The organism is Sporosarcina ureae DSM 2281, assembly GCF_000425545.1.
Lineage (GTDB): Bacteria > Bacillota > Bacilli > Bacillales_A > Planococcaceae > Sporosarcina > Sporosarcina ureae.
Window position 1 is genome coordinate 18,085 of sequence record NZ_AUDQ01000002.1, and the last position, 17,175, is coordinate 35,259.

Consider the following 17,175-nt stretch of genomic DNA (forward strand, 5'->3'; position numbering starts at 1 on the left):
TCGCTTTTTGTTATTCCCATTGTTCCCGCTGCAAATCTTCCGCAATGAGTTGTAAATCATCGGCAGTAATCGATAATACCTCATAGTTAGTAGTCTCAGCTAGTTGTACTGCCATTTTCTTAAGGAACTTCGGTGAACCTTCATTTTCTTCATCATATACCAGTAACAAAGCATCTGAATTTCGAAGTAGAAACTTATTCTTCTCTACAAATTGCCAAGGTGCTTCATACGGCTTGTTTGTCAGACTCACTGAATAATCTGCGAGTGATAGGATTTGTTCATATGTTTCTTGTTTTATTTCATTCCATTTAGATTGTTGATCAAGAAATGGTGTGATGACCGCGTATTGTAAGTTGGGGTAGTCTTCTTGCAAATCCCACACACATTCAATAATCCACGTTTCCACTCCAAGTTGTCCACTGACGATAACCCATTCGAGTCCTTGGTCTAGAAGAGCTAGCAATTGATCTGTTAACGCTTTTTTAATGATAGGAATACCTTGATGATCTTCATTGAAAATACCTAATTCATGGGCTTTATAACCGCTCACGAGTAGACGTTTAATCATTGTTGTCCACTAATTGCTGCTTGTGCGAGCTTTGTAATCGTCATGTCATCCATCGGCGGATTGTGAAGACCAGCTCGTACATCGCGATAATATCGCTGAAGAGGATTGGACATTTCCAAGCTTTTCGCACCTACAATACGCATCGCTAAGTTAACAATTTCGATCGCACTATTCGTTACAATCGACTTCGCTACCCCCAGTTCATTTTGTAAATGAACTCGACGAGCAGGATCATCGTAAATTCTCGCGATATCATAAAGTAAATGGCGTGCCTTAATCAGTTCTAAATCCATCTTCCCAATTTGTGTTTGGATACTGAAAAGGGAAGCAATGGGTTCATTGAGGCTGTTTGGCTGATAAGTTGCTGCAAAGTGTACTGCATAATCACGTGCGGCTTGGGCAATTCCCATGTAACATGCGGGAATATGAAGAAGCCAGCCGTTTTGGTTGTTGCCGCGAGGTGCTTCATTCACTTCTACTAACTGATCATCCGTTGCTATCACTTGATCCAGTACAAGCGTTTGACTTTCGGTACCGCGCATTGAAATCATATGCCAAGTATCTCTAATGGAGAGACCGTTTGCGTCACTTGGCAACAAGAAAAAGCCTGTTTTCTGCTTTTCTTCAATCCAAACAGATACAAGTATATGGGTAAGGGCAGGCGCCATAGTCGTAAACGTCTTTTCACCTGAAATCATCCAGCCACTCTCAGTGCGAACAGCAGTCGTTTGTGGTCGACCGCCACGCGTAGGGCTGCCAGTTTGAGCTTCAGTAACGGAACGATTAACAAGTGCGCCTTGTTGAACCGCTTCACTAAACTGTGCTAATTGTTCTTCCGTCCATTTACGATTCTCATACAGTTCGCCAATGACTCCCTGATGCCAGCCGATAGCAAGAGCGGTAGCACTGTCAAAACGAGCGATGGTCTCCTGAAAGAGCACCATGTCCGTCACTGTGATCCCCCCACCTCCAAACTCTTTAGGTAAGGTTAATGTCGTATAACCCATTTTTATGAGTTTTTCTATATTCTCTTGTGGGAATTTTGAAAGCTCATCAGATCGTTCTGAAAAGCCGCTGAAAAACGGACCTGCCTCAGTCAATTCATTGACCCATCGGCGTTGAAAGTCCGTTGTAATAAAAAGTTCTGTTGACACGAGTAACACGTCCTAACTGCTTCAGTCTCTTACTGCAATTTGTACTAATATATTGTAAATTTATGTAGAAATACAAAATCACCTTGAGTACATCTCTCAAGAGTCATGAAATTCTAGTATACTAGAAAAACAAAATAAATACCATTCTGACGAAAGAAAAAATTCATATCATACTATGTAAGAATTTACTGAATAATCAAGTGGTTTATAAAGCAATTCGCGGTTACAAGATGATGTTTGGCTTGAGTTGAAATTTCTATGTGTAAACTAGTTAAATTAGGAATTAAATGTATGAGGTTGAGTTCTTGGGACTGTTATTTTAATTTTTATAGAGAAAGTATAAAGCTCTATTAAATGTACTTGTTCAGCATTAAAGTAGCTCTTAATAATTATGAAAGAAAAAGAATATAAAACGACAAATTAATATGTAAAATGCTTTATTTTATCATAAACCCCAAATATCCCTATACGAATATGAAGTTCACGGTGGGGAAAAAGTTATGGGTTGGGTTTATGAGTCTTGTCATCATTATCATTGTAATTGGTTTAATAAGGTTCCTAGCGCTGAAGAGTGTTAACGAAAAGTATTCATTTTTAATTAACGATCGGATGCATAAAGTTATTTTGCTAGAGGAACAGCAAAGCGACCAACATAATTTAGCGAAAAATATTAGAGGTTTTATGTTATATGGTTCAGAATCGTACATAAACGAATTAGAAGAAACCCAATCGCGTATAGAAGGACGCTTAAATGAATTGGAGCAAATTATAAACAACGATACTATGCAGACTGCGTTGGGATCTATTCGGGAAGCGAGTGTAGAATACGACAAGGTACTACTATCTATTATAGAAGAGAAACGTGCAGGGAATGATGATCAAGCGCTTGTAATTGGAACGAATGGAGCAGGTTATCAACAAACTATAACTGATAATATTAATCAAATGACTGATTACCAAAGACAACAGCAAGAAGAGTTGGAAAAGGAAGTGGCGAGTTATACGAACAGTGCTACTTTGTTAATGGTAATCTTAATCGCACTGGGAGTCATTGGTAGTGTAGTGATCACGACGATCATTAGTCGATTGATTAGCCGTCCGGTTGGTCAAATGACGAATGCACTAGCTGCAGTATCGGGAGGAAACTTTACCATTGAAGAAGTGAATATCAAAAATAGTGACGAAATTGGCGATATGTCTATTACGCTGAATAAAATGGTTACTGATTTACGAGGTATTATCGATCGGGCGAAAAATTCTGCTTTGCATTTGGCAGCACAATCAGAAGAATTATCTGCAAGTGCGGAAGAGAGTTTAGCTGCTTCTGAAATGGTAGCGGAAATTACGGAAAAGAATTTACAGACGAGTGAGATGCAGGCGAATATTGTCAATCAATCAACTGTCTCAATGGAAGAGATGATTACGGCCATTGATGTTATCACACAGGATAATGAGGGAATGTTGAATTCGTCAGAAGATGTGGCGCGATTGGTGAGGGAAGGTTCTGCCTTAATGAAAGAAACGACTAATCAGATGACCAATATCAGTGAGACGATTGGTGAATCCGTGGAAACTATCAATAAAATGTCCAAACACACTGAAAGTATCCGTGGCGTTACATCCATGATTGCGGCAATTGCTGAGCAAACTAATTTACTTGCTCTTAATGCTGCAATTGAAGCAGCCCGTGCAGGAGAGCATGGGAAAGGCTTTGCTGTTGTAGCTGAAGAAGTACGAAATTTAGCGGAACAATCCAAGCGGTCTACACAAGAAATTGGTCGAATGATTGATACGATTATTCACGATGTAGAAACAGTGGTAACGAGCACGGATGAAGGTAGAAAATGTGTGTCAGAAGGCTTATTATCAACAGAGAAAACAAATGCCATCTTTATGGATATTGAGCACGCAACGTCAGATGTCAGTGAAAAAGTATCCACAGTATCAGCAGCAATCGAACAGATTCGCGCGATGACAGATGAAGTGACGGATGGAGCTAAACGAGTAGAAGAATTAGCTATTCAAGCAGCAAACGAAGCTCAATCTACTAGTGCGGCAACAGAAGAACAGTTAGCAGCTAATGAGGAAATCACATCCAGTTCACAAACATTGGCTCAACTTGCAGAGCAACTTCAAAATGATATGGCCCGTTTTAAAGTGTAATAAAACAGTAAGGAGTTGATTGCGTAGTGTGCAATCAACTCTTTTTTAATTGAAAATACGCGAGGGCTTCATAAGAGGGGCTTTTCTTAGGATGAATTTTAAACAATGTGAAACCTGCTATTGTAATAGGAACAGGTTCTATAGACTTTTTTTCTAATCGCATTTTTTCAGTGGTCTTGCGTTTTTTTGCTATCGTGATATGCGGAACGAAACGAGTGTCTTTTTCCAACTCTAGGATCTTCTCTGTACGTCTAGCGATTTGCCTTTGTAGTTCGCATAAAGTGTCAGAATTCTGAACCGCTAGAAAAACGACACGTGGTCCACTTGCAGATCCGAAAAATGATAAACCTTGTAAGTACACTGTGAACTCTGTATGCGATGTAGCGATTTTCTGTAGATTGGATTTCAGCCATGGGAGCTTAGCCTCGTCAAGCTCTCCGATATAGCGCATAGTCAAATGTAAATCTTTAGCGTGCGGAATTACTTTGTATTTCTCGTTTAATTGGTATTCTGTACGAAATTGTTGGGCTATGTCATCAACAGGATGAGCAATAGAGATGCCGATAAAGTAATGTTGTCCCAATTCCAGCTCACCTCCTATTCAGTAGGTTCCCTTACACTTTGAAATATATGCATGACTGTACAAAATAATCTGTGTATAGCCCGCTGTTTAGGGAACGTACTAACAAATCATCTAAATAATGTGTATAATAAGAGTAGGATATAACTGAATTATTATAATTGCAAAGGGGATGTCACGATGATTAAAACATTGATTTTTGATCTGGATGATACATTGATATGGGATGCCAAGAGTATTTCTATGGCATTTCAAAAAACATGTGAATATGCGACAAAGAAAACAGGAGTCAATCCAGTAGAACTTGAGCATGCTGTGCGTCAGGAAGCAAGAGACTTGTATGCTACATATGAGATATTTCCACATACTCAAAATATCGGAATTAATCCTTTTGAAGGATTATGGGGTGTCTTTGACGATGAAGGAGAAGAGTTTCAGAAGATGAAAGAGATTGTTCCTGGCTATCAAAAGGGAGCTTGGGTCAATGGGTTAAAGAAATTAGGGGTTGATGATGAAGCGTTTGGTTGGGAATTAGCGGATGTATTTCCAAGAGAGCGTAAGAATAGCCCCTATATTTACGAAGAGACATTTGAAGTGTTGGATAAATTGAAGGGTAACTATCAGTTAATTCTTTTGACAAACGGTTCACCAAGTTTACAACAGATTAAATTAACGATTTCACCTGAAATCCCTAGCTACTTTGATCATATTATCGTTTCTGGTGCATTTGGTAAAGGAAAACCTGACGTATCTATATTCAAGCATGTTCTTAATTTAAGTGGCGCCCAAGCAAATGAAGCGTTGATGATAGGTGATAACTTAATGACAGATATTTTAGGTTCAAGTCGTATTGGTATGCGTAATGTATGGATTAATCGTGAAAATAAGCTTCCGAATGATGAAGTGAAACCTACTTATGAAATCGATAACTTACATGGTCTTTTCCCTATACTTAGCACATTAGAAAACCGATGAGATGATCTCATCGGTTTTGATTCTATTTTACTTGTTTTTAGCTGTTCGTACAGCAAGGAGGTATTAGATGCTAGAATATTTATTGGTGTTTTTAGGAGCGGCTATACCGTGGATAGAAATTATGATTGTCGTGCCGCTAGGTATTATTCGAGGTCTATCACCTATGTGGGTAATCATTCTTTCATTTGCAGGTAATATGACAACAATTCTTCTGTTGATTGTTGGTTTCCAACGCATTAAGGAATGGATGGCACGTAGAAAACAGAAGAAGGGAAAAGGCGAGTCGAAACGTCAACAACGTGCAGAACAAATTATGAACATATATGGATTACCGGTTTTAGCACTAGTGGGTCCGATTTTGATCGGAACACACATCGCGGCTTTTATTGGTCTTGTATTAGGCGCAAAGAAAATGAATACGGCAATTTGGTCAGCGATCAGTATTGCGCTTTGGTGTTTAGTGTTCGGAATTCTGACTGCTATGGGATTTGATTTCTTTGTCGATCGTACATAAAAAACATCCAGCTGAGAAAATATCAGCTGGATGTTTTCATTCTTATAGATCGATTGCTTTTGCATCATTTATATTTTGAACTTCTTTGATACGCTTGATAGAAGCCGACTCAACGTGGTTGTCGACAGCTAACATCATGATAGCATATCCGCCTTCAGTGGAACGTCCAACCTGCATCGCGGCAATGTTGACATTCTCTTCTGCAAGAAGTGTCCCTACACGACCAATTGCACCTGGCTGGTCTCTGTGTCGGATGAATAATAAGTGACCGCTTGGAATTACATCCACTACATAATCGTCCACTTTTACAATACGTGCACCAAGACCATTTAGAAGTGTACCCGCTACTTTGCGAACACCTTTTTCAGTAACAATTTCTACTGTAATCAAGTTCAAGAAACCTTTACCAGTAGTTGTTTTTTGTTCATTTACTTTAATGCCGTAACGATCAGCTAATAACTTCGCATTTACATCGTTTACAGTTTCTCCAAGGTTACGCTTCAAAAGACCTTTGACTGTATTACGAGTTAGTGCGCGCACATCGTAGTTTGCCAATTCGCCAGCATATTGAATATTGATTTCATGGATAACGGAGTTTTGGATTTGTGATAAGAACATACCCAACTTCTCTGTAAGATCGAAGAATGGCTCGATTTTCGCCAACACATCACGAGAAACAGATGGCAAGTTTACTGGGTTACGAACAGATCCGATTGTCAAGAAGTTCACTACGTCGCGGCTTACGTCGACTGCTACTGATTCTTGTGCTTCGAATGTACTTGCTCCCAAGTGTGGAGTCGCAATTACTTCAGGTAATGTCAATAATTTGTGGTCGAGGAATGGCTCTTCTTCGAATACGTCCAATGCTGCACCCGCCACTTTACCGGCAACGATTGCATCGTATAGAGCATCTTCGTCAATAATTCCACCGCGTGCACAGTTGATAATTTGTACGCCGTCTTTCATTTTCTCAAATGCTTCTTTGTTGATCATTCTACGGGTTTCTTTAAGTAAAGGTGTGTGAACTGTAATGAAGTCTGCTACTTCGAGCACTTCATCTACTGTTCCAATTTCAATACCCAATTTCTTTGCAACATCTTCTGTTAGGTACGGGTCATATGCCACTACATTCATGCGTTGTCCTCTTGCGCGTCTTGCGACTTCAGCACCAATACGACCGAGCCCGATGATTCCTAAAGTTTTGTCTTTCAACTCCACACCAAGGAATGATTTTCTATCCCATTTATTATTTTTCAAAGAGTTGAATGCTTGAGGGATTTTGCGTGCCATAGACATCATCATAGCGACTGTGTGCTCTGCTGCAGAGTTTGTGTTACCGTCTGGAGCATTGACAACGATAATTCCTTTTTCAGTAGCTGCGTCCAAATCGATATTATCGACACCTACTCCAGCACGACCGATAATCTTTAATTGGTCAGCTGCTTCCAACAATTCTTTTGTAACTGTTGTCTGACTACGTACTAGTAGGGCGTCGAAATCTTTGATACGCTCTTTCAGCTGATCTGGTGTCATGTCCGTTTCCATTACAATTTCAAAACCTTCTGCTTGTCGTAGTGGGAAAATTCCGTCCTCGCTAAGTGGGTCACTAATAAGTATTTTAAAAGCCATGATATTCATTCTCTCCTTCGATAGTATGTAGTGGTATTTTTGTAGAAACTAGGTGCAATTGATCGTATATGTATGTTGCGCGCTACCCCCCTTATAGGTAAAATAAAAAAGCCTTCCATCCCTTACGTATAAGTAAGGGGCGAAAAGCTCGATAAACTAACGCGGTACCACCCTTGTTTGCTGCAATTGCAGCCTTCATTCAGCATGCGTAACGTGCATGTGACGGATCAGCCTACTAAAAGAGTTCAGCTAATCAATTCAGAAGTGCCCCCAACCTCAGAATTTGCTGACTTTCACCTTTGCATCAGCTCTCTGGAAAATCCTTTTTAGGAAGGTATCTCTTCGTCAAAATTGTTTAACAACTATTAATTTAGAACTAATCATAACACGTCAAAAACTATTGTCAATTGCTTTTCCCGAAAATCTGAAAAACAGTTAAATGCGAACGTAGTTATTGAATTATTTGTGAACGTTCGTGATTAGGGGGTTAATTATTAAAAAACATCTTTAATTGAACTAAGTGAAAGGATTTTACATAAGTCGTCTAAAGAGAAGAAGTACCGATAAGAGTGTTATAGTGAGCTTATACTATTCGTAAAGAGGAGTGTTGGAAATTGAAAAAATTAGAATCTCTAGAGCAATTTGAGCAACTTACACAGGAAGAAAGAGTGATTTTCTTATTCACTGCAGACTGGTGTCCAGATTGTAGAGTGATTGAACCATTCTTACCTACACTAGAAACTGAGTTTGCAGAGTATGAGTTCATCTCGGTTGATCGCGATGAATTTATAGACCTATGCAGTCAGTTGGATATATTCGGTATTCCTAGTTTCGTGGCATTTGGCGAAGGAACAGAAAAAGGTCGTTTGGTAAGTAAGAATCGTAAAACTAAAGAAGAGATTGAGGAGTTTATTAACAGTTTAACGTAATACAATAATTCCTAATGAGTGGATCAAGAGAAATTTGAACAAAAGGACTGAGGACAACTGTAACTGTTGTCCTTAGTCCTTTTTCATAAGAAGAGATTCTACAATAGTTCTTATATATTTGTATTATGTGAAATCTTTCAGTTGCTCTATAAGGATTTTTGCGCCTCGTGGACTGATGTATAGACCGTTCGACAATTGTTTGTTTTCATCCATCACATCGCCGGTGATAAAACATGCTCTGTTGACCTGATATTTTCTCAATATAATTCTGTCATCCTCTACGAAAATTTCGATAGGGTCACCCTGATCGATCGACATAGAATTTCGAAGTTCTTTTGGAATGACAATCCTGCCGAGATGATCAACTTTGCGAACTATACCTAAAGATTTCATAAGCTCCTCCTCGAAGAAAAGTGGTTGGTAATTTCTATTATACACAAAAATAGACTATCTACAATTTACAAAACTAAAATGCGCAGAACAATTTGACAATTCTGCTATACAATTAAATTATTAATGCTATAATAGTCATTAATTAAATATTTCTTATCAAGAGAAGCTGAGGGAATTGGCCTGATGAAGCTTCAGCAACCTCTGTGCATACAGGAAGGTGCTACCTCCAACAAGATTGTTGTCTTGAGAGATAAGAACGGTGAACAGTCAACCCTCATTTTCTTATCTAAAAGAAATGAGGGTTTTTTGTATAGAAATAGTAATAATAGAACGTTAAGGGGGAAATAGTATGCCGATTAATATACCGAAACATCTACCAGCAGGAGAATTATTGAAAGAAGAGAAAATCTTTATTATGGATGAGGAACGTGCCACAACACAGGATATCCGTCCAATCAATATTTTGATTTTGAACTTGATGCCTGAAAAAGAGAAGACCGAGTTACAATTGCTTCGATTGCTTGGAAATACTCCATTACAAGTGAATGTCACATTCCTCAATACAGCATCCTATGTCTCAAAAAACGTCAGTCAGACTCATTTAGAAACCTTCTATACTACTTTTGAACATGTTAAAAATCGTCGTTTTGACGGTATGATCATTACAGGTGCGCCAATCGAACTTTTACAATTTGAAGATGTAGTCTATTGGAAAGAGTTAGAAGAGATCATGGAATGGACAAAAACAAACGTTACATCAGTGCTCCATATTTGCTGGGGGGCACAAGCGGCCCTTTATCATCATTACGGAATTGACAAGTTCGAGTTGACTAAGAAATGTTTTGGAGTATTTTCACATGATATTACCGATCCGACAGTGAACTTGGCACGTGGATTCAATGATGTATTTGTAGCGCCACACTCACGCCACACGGGGGTTTCATTAGAAGAAATAAAGAGTCATCCCGATTTGACTCTACTTTCTGCTTCTGAAGAGGCAGGTGCATTCATTGTGATCTCAAATGATGCAAAGCATATTATGGTAACTGGACATTTAGAGTACGATGCACACACGTTGGGAGATGAATATGCCCGCGATGTAGAAAAAGGTGCTGACATTGACATTCCTGTAAATTATTATCCGAATGATGATCCATCAAAAGAACCTATGAATACTTGGCGTTCCCACACGCATTTATTATTCTCTAATTGGCTCAATTACTATGTCTACCAAAAAACTCCTTACAACTGGAGTTAAAAGAATTGCTGTATAAATTCCTATAGTTTACACATACTCCGACTACTGGAGGTGTATGCAGTGAACATAGATGAATTTTGGGAATTGGCTTTTTGGGAAATGACTTTACGAACGGTGATTTCATTTACTGTACTGTTGATCTTGGCGCGTTTCATGGGGAAGAAACAAGTGTCTCAGCTTACTTTCTTTCATTATGTAACAGGTATAACAATTGGTTCGATTGCAGCCGACTTGGCGGGAGAGTCTGAAACACCTTTCTTAAATGGCTTATATGGAATGGTTTTATGGGCAGTGTTAACGATTATTGCTAACTTTTTATCATTCAAATCCATTAAACTTCGCGTATTACTCGATGATAAACCGATGATTGTTATTCAAAATGGAAAAATCCTAGAAGGTTCCATGCGTAAATTACGGTTGAGTTTCAATGATCTAAACATGTTGCTTCGAGAGCAGTCGGTATTTTCGATGAAGGATGTCAATTACGCGATATTCGAAACGAATGGTAATTTGAGTGTCTTGCTAAATACGGGCGAGAAATATGCGACAAAGAAGGATGTCAAAGCCCCATCACCAACGCCAAAATATATTCCGACTGAAATTATTACTAATGGGAAAGTAGAAAAGAAAAATATGCGAGAACTTCAATTGACCGATACTTGGCTAACAGAACAATTAAAAAAGCAAGGGATTTCTAAGCCTGAGCATGTTCTCTATGCGGAAATTCAGACAGATGGTAGTTTATATATTAATACATTAAAATCGACTTGACGTGGAGAGCTCTGACATAATCAGAGCTCTTCGCGTTTTTTATAGTATTTCCCAATTTCTTTGTTTGGCCACAGTAGCAAGTTTCTCATCTGGACGAACTGCTACAGGGGAGCCAACTATTTCTAAAACTGGAAGGTCGGAAATGCTGTCTCCATAGGCAAAGCTATTGTCCCAGTCGATAGTTTTTCCTAGTAGTGCTTGGTAAATTTGTTCGTTTTTACGTGTTCCTTGAATATGTAATAAGGGCTGATCCATTGCAAGATGTTCGCCATTTGATGGAATTTCTGTACCAATAATTCGATCAAATATCAGGTGACTTGTAACTGCTTTTAAGAAAGGGGTATAGGCTCCAGAAACGAGCAAGACATGGTATCCATCTTTTCGGTGCTTTGCCAGTCGATTAATGACTTGTTCGTTAAAGTCCGGCATCATAACGTTGTGCATGCCTTTGAAAAACTCATGTAGTTCTGTCATCGTTAATGAGTCTAAGGCTTTAAGATAAAGGTGCATCGAGCGCTCTTTCATGACAGATTCAGGCAGTATTTTTAATTTATAGCGAATGTAAAGTGGTAATATCGAGCGATAGAACTTTCTATAATACTGCTTGTACGTAGGATGATTTTTTAATTGCTCCATGAGTAATTTAAAGGTTTCTTTAGTGTACAACGTACCATCAAAATCAAAGATCGCAACTTTCATATAGACACTCCTCTTTTGTATGCTTCTACTTAGTATACAAATATAACGAGTGTAAAAGCAAAAAGCAGATGGAGAAAAACTCCATCTGCTTGAATTGTTAACTTATTGAAGGTTGTTTGGCATACCCGGTTGACCTTGCGAAGGCGCAAAAGAATTAAGCAACATATTCATATCCTGATCATTTAATTGTGGAACTTGATAATATTGATGCTTGTTTTGGTAAATGGACAACTCATATGCCATTTCTATACAGTTGGGCACAGAATCTGCAAGTACACGGCGAACGACTGGATTACATACTTCTAATGAAGCAGCCGTTTTGCCTGTAGCGCCTTCTTTTGTGGCGCCCAACAAAAAGCCGGAGATGATTTCATCACTGATTTCACCTGTAGATTGAATAGGTTTAGACGGTGCTTTTTCTTTCATGCCGTAAATGAAATCGCTGCCTGCTTTCATTTGATAGCGCTGTGTAGGATGTGAAGGATCTTTTCCTGTCTTAAAACTTTCGACAAGGATATTGTACTCATCCAGTGTGAATCGGTATTGTCGATCAAGAATATCGAGAAGTTCTGGATCTTGGACGTGTGGACGTAAAATCATCGCTTGGTTCAATGCTCCGACAGTCGCGCTTAATATCTCTTTGACATCAAATAACTCATGTCCCCCGTGATTCATCGATGGGGGTACCTGTCCACCTTGCATGTGTTGAGATGTTTCGAATTGATTTGTCAAATTTATTTCCTCCTCCAATTGTCATGTACATCGAGAGTAGTATGTGGAATCATCGAAATCCTATACATATGAAATGGCATTCACGACTCATGCATAGTTTGTAACGCACCATCATATCATAAGGATAGAACTCAAGAAGGGTAGTGGGGATACATGCAGATTCATGTAGTTTCGCAAGGGGAGAGTTTATATGAAATTGGTAACATATACGGTGTGCCTTACGAGCAAATAGCAGATGCTAATGAATTAGAAAGCGAAATACGATTAGCTGTGGGACAAGCGCTTGTCATTCCAATAATAGGCTCTTATTACTGGGTGCGACCTGGAGATAGCCTATATACAATTGCACAGAGATACGGTTTAACAGCTGCGCGCTTGGCGCAAATTAATGCAATCGACCCTACTAGAAGGTTAATGATCGGTCAGCGTCTGTATATACCACAAGAAGTAAAAATGTTAATTGATTCATTATTATATGTAGAACCGCGTAATCCTGTCAGTCAAGATATGCTGGCGGAAGTTCGTGAACGTGTGGATGGTCTAACGTATCTCGCGATGTTTAGTTATGAAGTACAACGTGACGGTTCACTTAAAGCACCAGCTTTAGCAGATATTCCGACTATCGCAAAAAATGCAGGTGCTGAAAATATATTAGTGCTGACGAATTTAGAAAACTATTCATTCAGTGCGGATTTAGCGCATGTAATTTTTACTGATCAAGCAGCACAAAACCAAATGATTCAAAGTGCCATTGAAGTAGCAAAAGAAATCGGCTATAGTGATATTCACTTCGATTTCGAATTATTATTCCCCGAAGATCGCGAATTATACAATCAATTATTACGTAATGCGCGCGATCAAATTCATAAAGCGGGCCTGACGATTTCCACAGCACTTGCACCAAAAGCTGGGGAAGTAACGACAGGTATTTATGGCGCCCATGATTATAAAGCACATGGAGAGATTGTAGATTTCGTTGTATTGATGACGTATGAATGGGGATATACGTATAGTGCACCACAAGCTGTGAGCCCAATCGGTCCAGTCACAAAAGTAGTGGAATATGCCGTAAGTCAAATCCCGAATGAAAAAGTGTTTTTAGGACAGAATCTATACGGTTATGATTGGACAGCTCCATTTGGTCAATCGGACAGTAAAGCCGCTAGAGCATTAAGTCCACGAATGGCGACTAATCTGGCAATCGAGCAGAATGTTGCTATTGAATACGACGCATTAGCCCAAGCGCCACATTATACGTATTATGATGAAACAGGAACCGAACATGAAGTGTGGTTTGAAGATGCACGAAGCATCAACGAGAAGTTTAACTTGCTGAAGAAATTTAAGTTGCGTGGAATCATGTACTGGAAACTCGGGCTAGCATTCCCACAAAATTGGCTGCTATTAGAAGATCGCTTTACTATTCGCAAACGATAAATATAGGAGCCTTTCCTTAAATAATAGGAAAGGCTCTGTCATATGAGTTGTCACTCGTTATTTAATAATTTCATAGCGCTTTGGAACATATCCATATCTGGATTTACGAGTAAAGCAGGTAGGAAAGCAAAAGTCATGATGAGGAGGAGGTTCGCTCCTAGGATTGATCGAATTGTACCTGTTTTCTTTGTCATGGCGCTTCGCCTCTTTCTTTTCGTATTGTTCTCACTAGTATGTGTATGCGCTTACATTTAGAACCTCACATAGTTCGTTTGAATAGTTTGATAATACCTTAAATTCAGTCTAATGTAAATGATAAAGTTTAATATAGTACATAAAATTGACACAAAAGTTAAGTCGAAATGGAGATATTCTAAAAAAATCTTGTAACTTGCTATCTTTTCAGTGATAATATTGGAATACAAAGAAATATTTCGAACAATTAAAATTCAATTTATATTAGTAGAATTTACTCTTTTAACATACAAGTATTTTGAAGTCATAGTCACTGAGTAAATGAGCGACTGGTTAGTCAATAATTTTTAATTACCAACTAAGGAAAGGGATGATTGCAGATGACAAAGGTTGATGAGGTAGAATATAATAATCGCAAACGAGCAAATGATTACGTTCATAATGTATATGAATTGGTGAAAAAAAGGAATCCAGATGAGAAGGAATTTCTACAAGCGACAAGAGAGATTTTTGATTCTCTTCGTCCCGTCTTTGCTAAGCATCCCGAATTCATGGAAAACGGAATTCTTGAGCGAATCACAGAGCCGGAACGAATTATTTCCTTCCGCGTAGCGTGGGAAGATGATAAAGGTAAGGTGCAAGTAAATAGAGGTTTCCGAGTTCAGTTCAATAGTGATCTCGGACCTTATAAGGGAGGACTTCGTTTCCACCCATCTGTAAATAATAGTATTATGAAATTCCTCGCTTTTGAGCAAATCTTCAAAAATGCTTTAACAGGACAGCCAATCGGGGCAGGTAAAGGTGGATCTGATTTCGATCCAAAGGGGAAGTCTGATCGTGAAGTCATGCGCTTTACGCAAAGTTTCATGACAGAACTTAGCAGACATATTGGACCGGACATCGACGTGCCGGCAGGAGATATAGGTGTTGGTAAACGTGAAATCGGCTATTTATTTGGTCAATACAACCGGATTAAAGGTGGCTATGAAGCAGGTATTTTAACTGGGAAAAATCCTGATCATGGTGGAAGCCTTGGTCGTAAAGAAGCGACTGGTTACGGTACAGTGTACTTTGTTGATGAGATGCTGAAAGAAAACAAGCTATCATTAGAAGGTCAGACTGTTGTGGTTTCAGGTTCAGGTAATGTTTCGACGTATGCAATGGAGAAAGCTATGCAACTTGGAGCGAAAGTTGTGGCATGTAGTGATTCTGATGGCTATATCTACGACAAGAACGGAATTGATCTTGAATTAGTGAAGGAACTAAAAGAGTACGGCAATAAACGTATTTGGGAATATACGAAAGAACATCTTGATGCAGAGTATCATGCAAATTGTACGGAAATTTGGTCTATTCCATGTGATATTGCACTTCCATGTGCTACACAAAATGAAATCGATGAAATTGCTGCACATATGCTAATCGCAAATGGTGTTAAAGCAGTTGGTGAAGGTGCAAATATGCCATGTACAATTGAAGCAATTGTCATTTTCCAAGAACACAATGTGTTATTCGCACCAGCTAAAGCTGCCAATGCGGGTGGCGTAGCTGTTTCCGCTATGGAAATGTCTCAGAACAGCCAGCGTCTATCATGGTCAGAAGAACAAGTAGATATGCATTTGAAAGAGGTTATGCAGAATATCTATAAAGACTGCAGCAATGCAGCGGCGGACTACGGTAAACCAGGCAATCTAGTAATGGGTGCTAACGTAGCAGGCTTCCTGAGAGTAGCCGATGCGATGGTTGCACACGGAATACGATAAGTGATATGAAACAGACACATTTTTTTACATAATGTGTCTGTTTTTTTATGCTTTCCTATTGCATTTTTACTACAATATGTTATTATAAAAATACATTAAGTTGAATAAACATACATACTCTTGCATGAAAGGGGACTTACCCATGGAAAAGAAAAAAGTTGTTTTAGCCTACTCAGGCGGTTTAGACACATCAGTTGCGATTCAGTGGTTAACGGATCAAGGATATAGTGTAATAGCAGTTTGCTTAGATGTCGGCGAAGGAAAAGATCTCGACTTCATTAAGGAAAAAGCTCTTACAGTTGGCGCGGTTAGCAGCTATGTTATTGATGCGCGTGAAGAATTCGCACAGGATTTCGTCCTTCTTTCATTGCAAGCTCAAACATATTATGAGAATAAATATCCACTAGTCTCTGCTTTATCTCGTCCGCTAATTTCCAAAAAGTTGGTGGAAATTGCGCATCAAGAACAAGCAACTGCAGTGGCTCATGGATGCACTGGAAAAGGAAATGATCAAGTACGTTTCGAAGTAGCGATCAAGTCGTTAGATCCAACGCTTGAAGTCATAGCACCAGTGCGTTCATGGAGCTGGTCACGTGAAGAAGAAATTCATTATGCGCAAGAACATAATATTCCCATTCCGATTGATTTGGATAATCCATACTCAGTGGACCAAAACTTGTGGGGGCGTGCAAATGAATGCGGAATTCTAGAGGACCCATGGGCAACGCCTCCAGAGGACGCATTTGGTTTAACGGTTTCCATTGAAAATGCGCCCGATACCGCTGATATTATCGAGATTGGCTTTGAACAAGGTGTTCCGGTTACGATTGATGGAGAAAAGTATACATTAAGTGAACTAATCACCAAGTTGAATGAAATTGCCGGAAAACATGGCATCGGACGTATTGATCATGTAGAAAATCGTTTAGTCGGTATCAAATCCCGTGAAGTATATGAAGCGCCAGGAGCTATTACGTTGTTGAAAGCACATAAGGAACTTGAAGATTTAACGCTTGTAAAAGAATTAGCGCACTTCAAGCCGATCATTTCTCAAAAGCTTGGTGAATTGATCTACAATGGTCTATGGTTCTCCCCATTACGTAATGCGCTGGAGGCATTCATTAAAGAGACACAGCAATTCGTCAACGGTACAGTTCGTGTGAAATTGTTCAAAGGCCATGCAATAGTAGAAGGTCGTAAATCCCCTAATTCGCTATATGATGAGAAATTAGCGACTTATACAGCTGATGATGAATTTGATCAAGCGGCAGCGGTCGGCTTCATCAAGCTTTGGGGACTACCTACTGAAGTGCATAGTATGGTCAATGAAAAGCAAGTTGTGAAGAAACCTTAAGATGGATAGTAAGAGCAGCGCGGCCAAAAGCTTCGCTGCTCTTTTTGAAACTACTTTTCAT

Annotated in this window: 17 protein-coding genes, 1 riboswitch and 1 other annotated feature; of the genes, 9 read left to right on the top strand and 8 right to left on the bottom strand. The window is 39.1% G+C overall.

Annotated features, from left to right (window positions below):
* Positions 1–10: 10 nt before the first annotated feature.
* Positions 11–568 (bottom strand): SLOG family protein, encoded by a 558-nt coding sequence (locus H605_RS0102450; protein WP_029052731.1) that lies wholly within the window; start codon positions 566–568, stop codon positions 11–13.
* Positions 565–1,722: an acyl-CoA dehydrogenase family protein gene (locus H605_RS0102455; protein ID WP_029052732.1), complete on the bottom strand. Its 1,158-nt coding sequence runs from the start codon at positions 1,720–1,722 to the stop codon at positions 565–567. Before H605_RS0102455 ends, H605_RS0102450 begins: the two co-directional genes overlap by 4 nt.
* Before the next feature lie 474 nt (positions 1,723–2,196).
* Between H605_RS0102455 and H605_RS0102460 the strand changes: the two genes are divergently transcribed.
* Entirely contained in the window at positions 2,197–3,885 is a 1,689-nt protein-coding gene (locus H605_RS0102460; RefSeq protein ID WP_276324876.1) for a methyl-accepting chemotaxis protein, read from the top strand.
* 34 nt (positions 3,886–3,919) lie between these two features.
* Here H605_RS0102460 and thpR read toward each other — a convergent pair whose 3' ends face one another.
* The gene (thpR, locus tag H605_RS0102465; protein ID WP_029052734.1) at positions 3,920–4,468 is read right to left on the bottom strand and encodes an RNA 2',3'-cyclic phosphodiesterase; all 549 of its coding nucleotides are present in this window, start codon (positions 4,466–4,468) and stop codon (positions 3,920–3,922) included.
* A 177-nt stretch (positions 4,469–4,645) separates the two neighbouring features.
* Here thpR and H605_RS0102470 point away from each other — a divergent pair, with 177 nt between their 5' ends.
* Together H605_RS0102470 and H605_RS0102475 are read left to right on the top strand one after the other, a co-directional pair.
* Positions 4,646–5,440: an HAD family hydrolase gene (locus H605_RS0102470; protein WP_029052735.1), complete on the top strand. Its 795-nt coding sequence runs from the start codon at positions 4,646–4,648 to the stop codon at positions 5,438–5,440.
* Positions 5,441–5,507: 67 nt separating this feature from the next.
* Entirely contained in the window at positions 5,508–5,954 is a 447-nt protein-coding gene (locus H605_RS0102475) for a small multi-drug export protein (protein WP_029052736.1), read from the top strand.
* A 42-nt stretch (positions 5,955–5,996) separates the two neighbouring features.
* Here the strand turns inward: H605_RS0102475 and serA are convergent, their stop codons facing one another.
* On the bottom strand, positions 5,997–7,583 hold the full coding sequence (gene serA / locus H605_RS0102480) for a phosphoglycerate dehydrogenase (RefSeq protein ID WP_029052737.1): 1,587 nt from the start codon (positions 7,581–7,583) through the stop codon (positions 5,997–5,999).
* A gap of 132 nt (positions 7,584–7,715) precedes the next feature.
* Positions 7,716–7,941, bottom strand: a binding site (T-box leader).
* Between the two features lie 256 nt (positions 7,942–8,197).
* On the opposite strand from serA, the gene H605_RS0102485 reads away from it, so the two are divergent.
* The gene (locus tag H605_RS0102485) at positions 8,198–8,512 is read left to right on the top strand and encodes a thioredoxin family protein (RefSeq protein ID WP_029052738.1); all 315 of its coding nucleotides are present in this window, start codon (positions 8,198–8,200) and stop codon (positions 8,510–8,512) included.
* A 123-nt stretch (positions 8,513–8,635) separates the two neighbouring features.
* On the opposite strand, the gene H605_RS0102490 is transcribed toward H605_RS0102485, so the two are convergent.
* Positions 8,636–8,905, bottom strand: coding sequence for an AbrB/MazE/SpoVT family DNA-binding domain-containing protein (locus H605_RS0102490; RefSeq protein ID WP_029052739.1), 270 nt, complete (start codon positions 8,903–8,905; stop codon positions 8,636–8,638).
* A gap of 150 nt (positions 8,906–9,055) precedes the next feature.
* Positions 9,056–9,162, top strand: a riboswitch (SAM riboswitch).
* Positions 9,163–9,254: 92 nt separating this feature from the next.
* Between H605_RS0102490 and metA the strand changes: the two genes are divergently transcribed.
* On the top strand, positions 9,255–10,163 hold the full coding sequence (gene metA, locus H605_RS0102500) for a homoserine O-acetyltransferase MetA (protein WP_029052740.1): 909 nt from the start codon (positions 9,255–9,257) through the stop codon (positions 10,161–10,163).
* A gap of 66 nt (positions 10,164–10,229) precedes the next feature.
* A complete protein-coding gene (locus tag H605_RS0102505) occupies positions 10,230–10,934 on the top strand; it encodes a YetF domain-containing protein (protein ID WP_029052741.1) in 705 nt (234 codons plus the stop codon).
* Between the two features lie 39 nt (positions 10,935–10,973).
* Here the strand turns inward: H605_RS0102505 and H605_RS0102510 are convergent, their stop codons facing one another.
* Positions 10,974–11,633, bottom strand: a complete 660-nt coding sequence (locus H605_RS0102510; RefSeq protein ID WP_029052742.1) for an HAD family hydrolase — start codon at positions 11,631–11,633, stop codon at positions 10,974–10,976.
* Between the two features lie 102 nt (positions 11,634–11,735).
* Complete coding sequence (locus tag H605_RS0102515; protein WP_029052743.1) at positions 11,736–12,371, bottom strand: spore coat protein; 636 nt, start codon at positions 12,369–12,371, stop codon at positions 11,736–11,738.
* Between the two features lie 147 nt (positions 12,372–12,518).
* Here H605_RS0102515 and H605_RS0102520 point away from each other — a divergent pair, with 147 nt between their 5' ends.
* Positions 12,519–13,802: a LysM peptidoglycan-binding domain-containing protein gene (locus H605_RS0102520; protein ID WP_029052744.1), complete on the top strand. Its 1,284-nt coding sequence runs from the start codon at positions 12,519–12,521 to the stop codon at positions 13,800–13,802.
* Positions 13,803–13,852: 50 nt separating this feature from the next.
* Here H605_RS0102520 and H605_RS19115 read toward each other — a convergent pair whose 3' ends face one another.
* Positions 13,853–13,996 carry a hypothetical protein gene (locus tag H605_RS19115; RefSeq protein ID WP_169535189.1) on the bottom strand — a complete coding sequence of 48 codons (144 nt, stop codon included), beginning with the start codon at positions 13,994–13,996 and terminating at the stop codon, positions 13,853–13,855.
* Between the two features lie 381 nt (positions 13,997–14,377).
* On the opposite strand from H605_RS19115, the gene gdhA reads away from it, so the two are divergent.
* Positions 14,378–15,760, top strand: coding sequence for an NADP-specific glutamate dehydrogenase (gene gdhA, locus H605_RS0102530; protein WP_029052745.1), 1,383 nt, complete (start codon positions 14,378–14,380; stop codon positions 15,758–15,760).
* A 142-nt stretch (positions 15,761–15,902) separates the two neighbouring features.
* Positions 15,903–17,114 carry an argininosuccinate synthase gene (locus tag H605_RS0102535; protein ID WP_029052746.1) on the top strand — a complete coding sequence of 404 codons (1,212 nt, stop codon included), beginning with the start codon at positions 15,903–15,905 and terminating at the stop codon, positions 17,112–17,114.
* Positions 17,115–17,175 lie beyond the last annotated feature (61 nt).